Origin of the sequence: Methylocapsa sp. D3K7 (genome assembly GCF_029855125.1) — a bacterium.
Taxonomy (GTDB): domain Bacteria; phylum Pseudomonadota; class Alphaproteobacteria; order Rhizobiales; family Beijerinckiaceae; genus Methylocapsa.
In genome coordinates this window covers 3,601,470-3,614,312 of the sequence record NZ_CP123229.1, presented here as the reverse complement: position 1 = coordinate 3,614,312, position 12,843 = coordinate 3,601,470, and the positions used below count along the sequence as shown (strand labels likewise).

Below are 12,843 nucleotides of genomic sequence, written 5' to 3'. Positions count from 1 at the left end.
ATGGGACTTCTGGGCATTCTGGTTTCTCTTGGTCTCTTGATCTGGCTCGCCTATCGTGGCTGGAGTATTCTGCTTCTCGCGCCCGCCGCCGCTGTCCTCGCGGCGGGACTGGCTGGCGAGCCATTGCTCGCCCATTGGACGCAAACCTTCATGGGAAGCGCCGCACGCTTCATCATGCAATTTTTCCCGATTTTTCTCCTCGGCGCGCTGTTCGGCAAGCTGATGGAAGACAGCGGCTCCGTAACATCCATTGCCAACTTTATGACCGAACGCCTCGGCGCCAAACGGGCAGTGCTGGCAGTGGTTCTCGCCGGTGCTCTCGTCACCTATGGCGGCGTCAGCCTGTTCGTTGCCTTCTTCGTCATCGCTCCGATGGCACACGCGCTGTTTCGCTCGGCCGATATTCCAAAACGTTTGATGCCTGCGGCGATCATGCTCGGCGCCTCCACCTTTACGATGTCGGCATTGCCTGGAACGCCTGCGATCCAAAACGCCATCCCAATGCCGTTCTTCGGCACGACTCCCTTCGCCGCGCCGGGCCTTGGAATCATCGCCTCGGCCATCATGCTGGGGTTTGGCCTTTGGTGGCTTTCCCGCACGGAGGCGAAGGCCCGGCGCAAGGGCGAAGGCTATGGCGAGGACGCGGCCTCGGGAGGAGATTCAACACCCGCCAGCCATGCCGCGGAAGATCTCATCGTCCGGGAGCGGACGACAACCGCAAGCACCTTTGATCCAGCCGAGATCGCCCATAGCGCGCAAAGCGCAAGGGAACCGCCGGTCGCCCTTGCCGTCCTGCCGCTGATCATCGTCATCGCCGTCAATCTAATCATGTCGCTCGTCCTATTGCCCCGCCTCGACGCCTCCTATCTCACGGAAGAAGCCTGGGGAGCGACCTCGCTCTCCGCCGTCGGCGGCGTTTGGGCCGTCGTCACCGCGCTCGCAGCGGCGATTGCCGTGCTGATCGCCATCAATTTCCGGCGGCTGCCGTCGCTGCGGGCATCGATGGACGCCGGTGTCAATGCCTCCGCCCTGCCCGTCTTGAGCGTCGCCAGTCTTGTCGGCTTCGGCTCGGTGATCGCGGCACTGCCCGCTTTTGAAATGGTGCGCAACCGGGTACTCGGCATCGAAGGCGGCCCTTTGGTTTCTCTGGCGGTGGCAACCAATGTTCTTGCCGCGCTGACCGGCTCGGCGTCGGGCGGGCTAACGATTGCGCTCGATTCGCTTGGCGGCGCTTATATGAAGATCGCCGCCGAGCAAGGCATCGACCCGGGGCTAATGCATCGCGTTGCCGTCATTGGCGCAGGTACGCTCGACATGCTGCCGCACAATGGCGCCGTCGTCACTGTGCTCGCCGTCTGCGGCGCGACGCACAAGGAAAGTTATTTCGACATCGTCATGGTTGGGATCGTCAGTTCGCTTGTCGCGCTCGCCGTGGTGATTGGGTTGGGCACGGCTTTCGGGTCGTTTTAAATCTTGTCCGATTGGAAGGAGAAATCGTACCAAAACGTTTCACGTGAAACATTTTTGTCCGATTGGGCCAGAAAACCTTACAAGGACGCGTCCATCTCGCGCACTACGATTGAGTGGGATAGCGCGGAAATTTGGTATTTTTGGCGGCTGGATGGCGCGCAGCGAGGCTGTCCAACAAAACGATTACTCGAGGCTTGCCCATGAGTCACCTCGCACCAAATAACGAGAACGGTCCGCAGATAAGATGTTAACGGGCATTCAGGTACGAGCCAATTTTATCAATACTGATCTGGTAGGTGCCCAAATCGCGAACGGCGGCAAAGCCAAGTGCTCGGTTGATCTGAAGCATCGCATGATTGGACCTGGCGTTGAACGTGCCGACGTGGGTGATTGTCGGATGGCATTGTTTGAGGTGACGCAACATAGCTGCCTTCAACCCTTTAGCGATGCCACGCCCCCGCAAATCTTTCCTCACCGCCGTCATGTAGCTCATTGCCTCACTCTCTGATCGGGAGGGCCAATCGGTCGCGGTTGCGCCGCAGATCGAACCATCGATATCACACAAAAAGATAAAAGGATTGGCTCCGCCTAACCTATTAAGCTGGTGGTACCACTCATGGTACTCCTCTACAGTCAGTACAATTGGGGGATGATCCAATTCATCTAATGGCATGTCTTCCATCAAATTGCCAACGATAGGTAAGAAGGATGCCAATTGATCTTCCGGAATCCTGCTAGCGAAGGTGACGAATCTTCCTCCCGGGCAGGCCTTCAGAGCAACATTTTCCCAATCAAGGATAGAGTCCCACGCAACCTGATCCAATGCGACGCGACTTTGTATCGACGTACTCCGTTCCGACGCGCCTATATGCTTGAGGAACCCATGTCCATCCATTTCGTCGGAACTGACCGTCAATAGCGCTTTGCCGTGGGCGCACATCAGTTCATAAATTTTCCCGAGCATTTGCTTGCCAATGCCCTGTCGTCGCCAGCCCGACAGGACCTCACAATAGAAGCCCAAGTATTTAGCCCGTTCGGTGTAGCCCGGTGTATAGGGTCTTTGGATGAACGTCACAGCATTGGCGATGATCACGCCATCGCCGCGTGCCACCCACTCATAAATGTCCCCGAAGGGATGCTCCTTCTTTTTTGTCTCTTCGATCTCAGAATCCGGCAACAACGAACGATCTGGCTCAGCCTCTTCGTGGCGCTCCTTCCTAAAAATATGATACTGTAGCCAGTCCTTAGGGTAAGCTTTGCGGGGATGGAATCGTGTGATGGTAATTTCGTTCATTGCCGTTGAGGCCGCTTTAAATAAACTCAGTTTGTAGCACTTCTGCAATACATTCGCTGAAGTCCGTTATGCTGCAGGTTCCCGATTGTATGTCGCAAATCTTGAATTATCCACAAATGACCGGTGCGAAGCCGCCCCTACTCATGCCGCCGCCTGCTCCCGCGCCGGCTCCTTGATGCGGAACCAAGCGACATCGAGCGCGGGGAGGACGATCAGCGTCAGCATCGTCGCTACGAACAGGCCTCCCATGATCGCAAAAGCCATCGGCCCCCAGAACACCGTCGGCGCGATCGGAATGGATCCGAGCGCGGAAGACAATCCGTCTCGCCCTTGACGTCTTCACGCCAAGCAGCTGCCAGAGAAAATGTCGAGGGGCCGATGCTTATTGAGGACCTGACCGTAATGCCCTCAATGGCTACCAGAGCCTTCCGGACTCCTCGGACTGGCGCCATGGTGACCCACGCGATGGCTTCCATGGTGGTGGTGGTGATGGTGATGCCAGCCCGAGGTACCATGGTGCATGGAATGATTATGCCGCGAGGAGTGATGGGATTTGTGGCTTGCCGCGGAGGCCGCGCATGGTGCAAAAACGATAGCAGCACCAAAAAATAATACGCTGAGGAATTTCACTGGTCTCTCCCTATGTATCTTATTGCTGCCATGGTGGGGCGAACATTTTAATTTGTCAACGAGGAGCTGTGCCTTCGGCCAAAGGCTCCTTAACGCGGAACCAAGCGACATAGAGCGCGGGCAGGACGATCAGCGTCAGCATGGTCGCGACGAAGAGGCCGCCCATGATCGCAAAAGCCATCGGCCCCCAGAATACGGTCGGAGCGATCGGAATAAATCCGAGCACCGTTGAAATCGCCGTCAGCATGATCGGCCGGAATCGCGATAAGGTGCCAAGCACCACCGCGTCCCAAGGCCCCTGCCCTTCCGCCCGCTCGGTCTCGATCTGCTCGATGAGGATCACCGCGTTGCGGGCGATCATCCCCATCAGCGCCAGAATGCCGAGGATCGCGACGAAACCGAGCGGCCGCCCGAAAATGAGCAGCGCCGTGACGATCCCGATGAGACCCATCGGCACAATGCACAAGACCAAAGCCAAGCGGCTGAAACTGTGCAACTGCGCCATAAGGAACAGGAGCATGAGGAACAGCATCAAGGGCACCTTGGCGAAGACCGAGGCTTGCGATTGCGCACTTTCCTCGACAGTCCCGCCAACCTCGATGTGATAGCCTTTCGGCAGGCCTGCATTGAGCTTTTCGACAGCCGGAGCGAGGGACCGAACCGCCGCTTCTGGGGTTGCACCAGAGGCGATATCGGCTTGCACCGTCAAGGTCGGCACGCGCTGGCGCCGCCAGATCAGCGGAAATTCTTGCTCGAAATCGAAGCTTGCGACTTGGCTCAGCGGCACCGTGCGTCCATTCGGCAGAGGCAGCTGCAGGGCGCGCAAGGTCGAGAGCGACACACGCTGCTCATCCTGCGCGCGGGTGACGACGTTGACGAGATAGATGTTGTCGCGAACCTGGGTGACCGGCGTCCCGGTCATCACAGTGTTCAACACTTCGGCGAGGGCCTGCGAACTCAGGCCCAAAAGCCGGGCTTGATCCTGATCGATTTGGATGCGCACTTTACGGGCCGGCTCTATCCAATCGAAATTGACCAGCCGGACATTTGAGTCCGTACCCATGACTTGCCCAAGCCGCAAAGCAATCGCGCGCACCTCCGCAAGGTCGGGCCCGCTGACTCTGTATTGCACCGGCCAGCCGACGGGCGGCCCAAGCTCCAACGGTGAAACGCGGGCGACGACGCTCGGCAGTTGCTCCGCAAGTGTTTTTTCAAGCCGCGCATGGAGCCGCTCCCGCGCCGCGATGTTCTTGGCGATGACGACGGCTTGCGAGAAAAAATCATTGGCCAATTGCACATTGAGCGGAAGATAAAAGCGGATGGCTCCGCGCCCGACATAGGTGCTCCAGCTCGCAACGTCCGGATCGTCCTTAAGGATGGCGTCGAGTTTCGCCGCCGCCTGATCGCTGGCGTAGATCGAGGCGTTTTGCGGCAACGTCAGATCGACGACAAGTTCCGGCCGGTCGGATGCCGGAAAAAATTGCCGTGGCACATAGGGCAGCGCCAGGAGAGAGGCCGCGAAACAGGCCAGTGTCAACGCGATGGTGAGCCAGCGCATCCGCATCGCGCCGACGAGGATCGACCGGAACATGCGCAAGATCACACTTTGTTGCGCGGGCTCCTTTGTCTCCGGTTTCTTGAGAAGCCAGACGCCCAACAAGGGCGCAAACAGAACAGCGACAAACCAGGAGACGATGAGTGCGAGCGAGACAACAGCAAAGATCGAGAACGTATATTCCCCCGCCGCGCTCCGTGCAAAACCGATCGGCACGAAGCCCGCGGCCGTGACGAACGAGCCGGTCAGCATGGGAAAGGCCAGCGTCTTATAGGCGAAGGTCGCGGATTCCTCCTTGCTGTCGCCCGCAGCCAAGCGGGACGTCATGACATCGACCGTCGTCATTGCGTCATCGACGAGCAGACCCAGGGCGATGATGAGGGCGCCGAGCGAAATGCGCTGGAGATCGATGCCAAGCAATTCCATAATCGGGAAAATGATTGCCATCGTCAGGGGAATCGACAGCGCGACGACCGCGCCCGGCCTTATGCCGAGACTGACGACGCTTACCGCCATGATGATGGCGATCGCCTGCCAGAGCGATTCCATGAACTCGCCGATGGCGGTTTTGACGACGACTGGCTGATCGGACACCAGCGTCGCATCGATGCCGAGGGGCAGATCGGCGACGCTCTCGTCCACCGCCTTTTTTACATTGCGGCCGAGCGCCAATATATCGCCGCCGTCACGCATGGCAATGGCGAGACCGATGGCAGGCTTGCCATTGACGCGGAACATCGGCTGCGGCGGATCGGCAAGGGCGCGGCGCACTTCGGCGATGTCGCGCAGCCGGATCAGCCGTCCGTTGGAGAGAAAATTCACATCGAGAATGTCATTTTCGGAGCGGAACGCACCAGAGACGCGGATCAAAAGCTTTTCGTTACCAGTCTGCAGCGAGCCCGCGGGGCTGACCGCGTTCTGTGCCTGCAGCGCGGCGATCAAAGCCGCCCGGTTGATGCCAAGGCCAGCAAGCTGCTGGGTCGAAAACTCGACGAAAATCTGCTCGTCCTGCACCCCGAGGATTTCGATCTTCGACACGTCTGGAACCTGCAGAAGGCGCGAGCGGATGTCCTCGACATAGTCGCGCAGCTCGCGATGCGTAAATCCATCCGCCGTGAAGCCATAGATCAAGCCATAGGTGTCGCCAAAGTCGTCATTGAATCCGGGGCCAACCACACCACTGGGCAGTGTGTGGCGGATGTCACTGACGTTCTTGCGAACCTGATACCAGATGTCGGGAACTTCGGACGCTTTCGTCGATCCTTTGAGATTGACGAAAATGGTGGTGATGCCGGGGCTCGTATAGCTGCGCAGATAGTCGAGCCCCTTGGTCTCTTGCAATTTGCGTTCGAGCCGTTCGGTGACCTGCTGAAGCGTATCGTCGAGTGTCGCACCGGGCCAGGAGGCTTGCACGATCATCGTTCTGAAGGTGAAGGCTGGGTCTTCGCTGCGACCGAGCCGGAAGTAGGAGGCAAGACCAGCAATGGTCACCGCGACCATCGCGAAGATGACAAAGGATCGATGCGTCAGCGCCCATACGGAAAGATTGGGACCTGTCACGAAGGCGCTCCGAGCAGACGGACCTTTTGGCCTGGGTGGAGCGCCTGTACGCCAGCCGTCACCACGATTTCGCCGCCATCCAATCCTTGCGAAATCACCACGGTTCCTGGATCAAAGCGCAACACGTCCACTTTGCGCAGCGATACGGTCAAGCTGGCGGGATCGACGATCCAGAGGGCCGGCTCGCGATCGATCATGGTAAGCGCGCTGGCGGGAATCGAAATGCCCTTGCCGGACTCCATGTCCATGCGTCCCGTGACCGTCGCACCAAGCCGCATGGCGCTGGGCGGATCACTCACGCTGACCCGCACCTTGAACGTCCGCGTGATGGGATCGGCCTGCGGATCGACCTGACGCACCCTCCCCTTCGCCGTGACCGTGGGATCGTCGGTGAGGGTGACGATAATATCGGGATCAGGGGGAGCCGCACGTATCACTTGTGCCGGCACATCAAAGACCGCGTCCCAGCCCTCCCTCCGGGCCACTTGGAAAACCATTTGCCCGGCTTGCACGACCTCTCCCGATTCGGCGCCTCGCGCGGTGATCGTTCCGGCAACATTCGCCTTGAGTTGCGTGTAGCTCACGCGATCCTCGGCGATCTCCAATTGCGCCTTGGCGTCATCGACCTGGGCTTGCGCCGTACGCAGCCCCTGCTGTGCCTGGTCAAACAAAACTTTCGTCGTAAAACCCCTGGCTAAAAGCGTTTCTTGGCGGGTGAACGTGTTGCGCGCCTGCACCAGTTTCCCTTGCGCCGCGGAGAGAGCCGCGCGCGCCGAGCGCAGGGCGTTCAATTCATTTTGAGGGTCGAGTTTCGCCAGCACCTGATCGGGTTCGACATGATCGCCGACGCCGCCGGAGCGTTCGATGATCCGGCCGCCGATGCGAAAGGCGAGAGCCGCCTCTTTCTCCGCCTGAATCTGCCCTGTGAGCACCACCGATTGGCCGATCTCGCTTTTTTCGGCAGTCACTGTCCGGACCGGACGCGGTTGCGGGGCCTCGGTCTTTGTCTCCTGCTTGCAACCAGCAAGCAAAAGGACGATCGCCGGCAAGAACAACAATATGCGGGCGGCGCCGCGTTTTGCTTTCATCGTGCACGGGGCCAAGATGCGGTCCTTCTCGTGGAATTGTGGAAACAATTGTGACGCACCCAGCGGCCGCCTTTGCTATCGCCAATTTATAGCTTTGTTCGCGCTGCCTGAGAAGAGCATCGAATCCACTGGAGTGGCTTTGAATCTTATGTGTCGTATTGGCAATCGGCAAATGGGCCGCAGGCGCTGGTCAAAAGCGCCAGCCAGTCTTGATGACGGCACTCGCCGTCCATTGATGATAATTTCTGAGCGACAGGTTCGACCAGTTTCTGTCGAAAGATGTCTGGAAATCCAATGCAGGGCGGCCGAAAAAATCCGCTGTTTCAGGAGCACCGAACAGAGAAGTTGGAATGATATATTCGAGCGTCGCGATCGGTTGCGCTTCCCAATCGCGGCGGGAGAAACCCGCATTGGAATCGAACCAGCGGCTTATGACTTCAACGGCAATGCTGACGTTCCATTGCTCGGAGATGACGTAAGACACAGATGGGACGAAGAACAGCGCAGAAGATGAGGGCGTTGGGTCTCTAAATCTTCGCTGGCCAAATATCGTCAATCCGAATGACCAGACGGTCAAAGCTGCCGTGCTGCCCGCAAAGGGGACACTCTGGAAATTTCCGTCAAGATTGAATCTTTTGTTGAAGCCAAGATTCACATCCTGACGCGTCGCCACTTCCTCTGAAAACGTGGGAAGAAAATCAAACCTCGACGCATAGGCGACATAGGGTGAAAAGCCCTGATCATTGTCTGGATCGACATACTGAAATCGTAAGGAGCCACCGATCTTGTCGAGATTGGCACCGCGTGACGAGACGAATCGATCATTTTCGACAACCGCATTGGCCGACAGCCGCACCGGCAGGCCGAGCAGCGGCGCGGCAAAGGAGAGGCTCCCCACGGGGCTAAGTTCCAATGAGGAAGTTCCGCCTGTTCTTATTTCTTCCGCGTTCGAATTGTAGGTGAATGGCGCCAAGAAATTGAAACCGAACTGCGCCGTAGGAGCCTGCTGCTCCAAACCTGGAGCGGTTGCGATCAGATTCGACTGTGGCACTGGCGTAGCGGCGCCCGGCGTCGCCAGGAGCGCGTCGATGCGCGCATCCTCGGCATCACTTTCGGCGGATTGCGCGGCGAGCGGACATGGCAGACTGATGAGCACCATGGCGATGCCCGCCGCAACGACGAAACCAACCATGCGGGACGTATCGATCCTCAGCCTTGGCCAGAGGCCATCCTTGCGCGGCTTGCCGCCAGCTTTCGTCGATTGAGGGCAGCAAAGACCGGTCATCAGCAAAAATATCCTACCCGGCCCCCGCGCGAACCTATGATTTTTTTATGATAAGATATGTCCTGACCAGAAACAACTGGTCCGATCGCGCCACAGAAGCGACGCAAGGGGCCCGCATGGCACGCATCAGCATCGTCCATACCACCGAATATACCTACCGCAACCCAGTCGGGTTAACCCGCCACCGCATGATGATCCGGCCAGACGACAGCCATGATCTGCGCCTGCACCGGGCAAGCCTCGAAGTTGACCCTTCTCCAGCCAAGATCCGCTGGGCGCACGACGTCTTCAACAATTCCATCTGCTTTCTTGAATGGGCAGAGACATTGCGGACGAAGCATCTCAGTATCGTCTCGACACTGGATCTCACGCATCATCCCGCCGGCCCGGCATTGCCGGCCTGCACGCTGGACCCGGCAGCCGAGGTGTTTCCCTTTTCCTATGCGGCGGAGGAAATTCCGGATCTCTCACGCCTCGCAGAGCGCCAGCTGCCCGATCCAAACGGAACGGTCGACGCCTGGGCGCGCCGCTTCGTTGCGCGTCCCGGCGACACTCAAACGCTCAAGATGCTGGAGGCGATGACGCATGCGATAAAGGCCGAGTTCCGCTATGAGGCCCGCCACGAGGAAGGCACACAAATACCGGCGGAGACACTCGCGCTCGGCTCGGGCACATGCCGGGATTTCGCCGTGCTCATGATGGAGGCTTTACGAAGCCTTGGTCTTGCTGCGCGTTTCGTCACGGGATATCTTTACGACGATACCTCGGGAACGACACGGGGCGGCGGCAGCACCCATGCCTGGTGCAGCGTCTATCTGCCTGGCGCGGGCTGGATGGAGTACGATCCAACCAATGGGCTCGTTGCCGGTGCTAATTTGGTCCGCGTTGGCGCCACGCGGACAGCGGAGCAGGCGCTCCCGATTTCGGGCGGTTATGTCGGCGATCCGAATGACCCGGCCGGACTCCATGTCTGCGTCGCGGTCAGCGCCGTACCGATCCCAGAAAGCGCTTCGCCTGTCGCGGGATAGCAGCGGACGCCGGACGTTGAGCGGCGCCGCCCGGTCTCAACGGACAAGAAAGCCGATCGCCGCGGCGTTGGCAAGATCAATGAAGAAGGCCGAGACCAGCGGCAGAATGATGAAGGCCGTCGGTGCCGCGCCATGCGCTTTCGTGATCGCCGTCATATTGGCGATGGCCGTCGGCGTCGCGCCGAGGCTTATGCCGCCGAAACCCGCCGCGATAACGGCTGCCTCATAGGTGCAGCCCATCGCCGGGAAGACAATGAACAGCATATAGACGACGGCCACGATGGTCTGGATCGCCAGCACTGCGACAAGAGAAGGCCCAAGCCCCCCGAGGGTCCAGAGCTGCATGCTCATCAAGGACATGGCGAGAAAGACATTGAGCGACAGATCGGAGATGAGGGCAAGCGCGCGGGTGCGGGACGGCCATGGCAGCTTTGAAGAAAGGCGCGGAACAGTGTTGGTAAGCGCGATCGCGGATAGAAGACAGGCGACGAACAAGGGCAGCTTGAGGCCCGCCTCCTCGAGCATTTCGTGAACCCCGAAACCGATTAGGATCGCCACATTGAGAACCAGGATCGTCTGCAGAAGGCTGACGTGGTTGAGATCGTCCTTGAGGGCCTCGTCCGGCAAGCCGATCATTGGCGGCGCATCGATGGGGCCGGAGAGGGCATGGCGGGAAATCAGAAACCGCGCAACCGGACCACCAATGAGGCTCGCCATCACGAGGCCAAGCGTTGCGGCCGCGATCCCGATTTCCAGAGCGTTGGCCAAACCGAAACGTTCGGTAATCCGCGGCGCCCAGGCGATGGTGGTACCATGCCCGCCGATGAGAGAGGCCGAACCAAGGAGGACCGTGATCCCTTTTGGAAGGTGAAGCGCTGCGGCGCTGCCCGCGGCGATCAGATTCTGGATCACGAGATAGGCGATCGTAAGCCCCAATAAGACGAGCAACGGGCGGCCTCCGGCGATCAGATCGCTGAGCTTGGCGTTGAGGCCGATGCCGGTAAAGAAGTAGAGGAGCAGCATATCGCGGGCGTCGAGGTCGAAAATGATTTCAAGCCCCAGCTTCTCATGCACGGCAAGAGTCGCGAGCGCCGCGAGCAAGCCACCGGTGACCGCTTCGGGAATATTCCATCGCCGGAGCGGTGCGATGAGATGATTGAGACCCGCGCCGGCAAAGAACACGACAATCGAAACGGTGAACGTGAGCAGACCCGGCGTTTCGATCGTCGTCATCAAATGTCCATGAACTTGAGGAAAGTCTAAGGGAAGCTGATGCTGTCAACTCCCGAATGAAACGCAGTTGCCAGAGTTTTGCAATAGCAGAGGCTGAGCGGCTGCGTGACGCAATCAAAGGCACAGTGGCTGTTAGGAGACACACCAGATGGACGCGGTGATGAGCATCGCGATTCATCAGTGCGGCTGCGGCGCTGCCGTGGTTTGCGGTGGATCAACAACTGTGGCGGGAATGCCCTCTTCAATTCTCTTGATCATGTAAGGAAAGAAGGGATTAGAGGACATCCGAAGCAGTGCGTCCATGCTGACGATGAGCGTGCCCCGCTCACCGCGCGGGGCGACGGCACCGAGATTGACGCCAAAATTCTCCGCCTGGTCCGGCTGCATTCCGTAAAGCGAATCGCTGATTGGGAACGGCAGGGCGACATGCGAGAGCGAATAGACACCCGGCGGATACGCAAGTCCCAGCGCACGTGTTTGCTCGGTAACGGCGCCTGCCTCTGTTACGCGCTCGACAACTTCGCTGGTGTCTGGATTCGCATTGGCAATGACTACCGTCCGAAACAGCCGCGGCGGCGCTGGCAGAAGACGCGCCAATGCGGTGTCCGAAGCGGTCCGTATCAGCTGGCCAAATTTGGCGTATCGGTTCAGGTCAAACAGCACAAGTTCACTGCCATTCGCCGGGAGTTGCGCATACAAGCTTGAAATGATGGCGCGCGTCGAGACCGTGAAGTCGATTATGGATTGAAAGGTGAGCAACGGCGCCAGCCGGTCCAAGCGTTTCTCGCGGGAAAGGCGGGTAATCTGCTGCTGCAGCGCCTGGGTCACGAGATAGGATTGGCGGGCGCCATTCACCGGGAATGAATTATATTTGAACGGATTGAACTCGGGCACGATGCCAAGCCACGCAGCCTTTGCAAAGGCCGGGAATATCGACGGCAAGCCAGCCAATCCGGCAAAGCGCGCAAATTGCGTGATACCGATCATCGGCGAGATGAGCACGAGCCGGTCTGGCCGCGTCAGCTTTTGATCCTCAAGGGCATCGAGCGCATATTTCAACGCGAGGGCGCCGCCGTTGGAAAAACCGATGATGTGCAAGGGGAGAGATGGGCCAATGCGCCGCCGCGCCTCCCTGACCGCGAGCCGCGTTGCCGCCATCCAGTCTTCCCAGGCGACGCCAGTCAAGGCGCCCGGAACGGTGCCATGAGCTGGCAGACGGATCGCGACCGAGACAAACCCATGTTCGCGATAACGCCGCGCGATATGGCGCAGACTATAGGGAGAATCGGTGAGCCCGTGTAAAAATACGACGGCTCCGACCGGAGGTCCCTCGGGCTCGAGCACATAGGATCTGTTCCAATCTTGTGAAAAGCCTTCCGGATAGATGGGACTGCCTTCAAAATAGCGATTGACCGGAATGCGCTCGCCCGCGTCGAGCTTTTGGCTGACTTCTTTCTTTACCTCCGCGAAAATTTTGTCTTCGGCCTTGAGATAAGCCCCCCAATCAGCGCCATCGATGGCTTTGGCATTCAATTCATGCGGCACGAATGTGTGCCACGGCTCGAGCGGGGCACCGCGCTGCGTATCATAGACGCGGGCCGCCAGCAGCGTCACGACAATGACCGCGAGCAGCAGCGCGGTCCGCTTCGTCCATTTTATCAGCCTAGCACGCACCGTCCCGATTCTCCTTCACTATCATC

At 59.0% G+C, this 12,843-nt stretch carries 9 protein-coding genes; 2 read left to right on the top strand and 7 right to left on the bottom strand.

What is annotated here, in order from left to right; all coding sequences use genetic code 11:
- Nucleotides 1-1,470 (top strand): GntP family permease, encoded by a 1,470-nt coding sequence (locus QEV83_RS16965; RefSeq protein WP_280128847.1) that lies wholly within the window; start codon nucleotides 1-3, stop codon nucleotides 1,468-1,470.
- Between the two features lie 247 nt (nucleotides 1,471-1,717).
- Here QEV83_RS16965 and QEV83_RS16960 read toward each other — a convergent pair whose 3' ends face one another.
- From QEV83_RS16960 to QEV83_RS16940, 5 genes are all read right to left on the bottom strand, one after another.
- Nucleotides 1,718-2,764, bottom strand: coding sequence for a GNAT family N-acetyltransferase (locus QEV83_RS16960; protein ID WP_280128846.1), 1,047 nt, complete (start codon nucleotides 2,762-2,764; stop codon nucleotides 1,718-1,720).
- Nucleotides 2,765-2,905: 141 nt separating this feature from the next.
- A complete protein-coding gene (locus QEV83_RS16955) occupies nucleotides 2,906-3,082 on the bottom strand; it encodes a hypothetical protein (RefSeq protein WP_280128845.1) in 177 nt (58 codons plus the stop codon).
- Nucleotides 3,083-3,449: 367 nt separating this feature from the next.
- Nucleotides 3,450-6,509 (bottom strand): efflux RND transporter permease subunit, encoded by a 3,060-nt coding sequence (locus QEV83_RS16950; protein WP_280128844.1) that lies wholly within the window; start codon nucleotides 6,507-6,509, stop codon nucleotides 3,450-3,452.
- Nucleotides 6,506-7,597, bottom strand: coding sequence for an efflux RND transporter periplasmic adaptor subunit (locus QEV83_RS16945; RefSeq protein ID WP_280128843.1), 1,092 nt, complete (start codon nucleotides 7,595-7,597; stop codon nucleotides 6,506-6,508). The genes QEV83_RS16950 and QEV83_RS16945 overlap by 4 nt, the downstream gene beginning before the upstream one ends.
- A 190-nt stretch (nucleotides 7,598-7,787) precedes the next feature.
- Complete coding sequence (locus QEV83_RS16940; protein ID WP_280128842.1) at nucleotides 7,788-8,882, bottom strand: hypothetical protein; 1,095 nt, start codon at nucleotides 8,880-8,882, stop codon at nucleotides 7,788-7,790.
- 116 nt (nucleotides 8,883-8,998) lie between these two features.
- Here QEV83_RS16940 and QEV83_RS16935 point away from each other — a divergent pair, with 116 nt between their 5' ends.
- Nucleotides 8,999-9,910: a transglutaminase family protein gene (locus QEV83_RS16935; RefSeq protein WP_280128841.1), complete on the top strand. Its 912-nt coding sequence runs from the start codon at nucleotides 8,999-9,001 to the stop codon at nucleotides 9,908-9,910.
- Between the two features lie 36 nt (nucleotides 9,911-9,946).
- Here the strand turns inward: QEV83_RS16935 and gltS are convergent, their stop codons facing one another.
- Both gltS and QEV83_RS16925 read right to left on the bottom strand, forming a co-directional pair.
- Complete coding sequence (gene gltS, locus QEV83_RS16930; protein ID WP_280128840.1) at nucleotides 9,947-11,143, bottom strand: sodium/glutamate symporter; 1,197 nt, start codon at nucleotides 11,141-11,143, stop codon at nucleotides 9,947-9,949.
- 177 nt (nucleotides 11,144-11,320) lie between these two features.
- Nucleotides 11,321-12,817 (bottom strand): alpha/beta hydrolase, encoded by a 1,497-nt coding sequence (locus tag QEV83_RS16925; protein ID WP_280128839.1) that lies wholly within the window; start codon nucleotides 12,815-12,817, stop codon nucleotides 11,321-11,323.
- Between the last annotated feature and the right edge of the window lie 26 nt (nucleotides 12,818-12,843).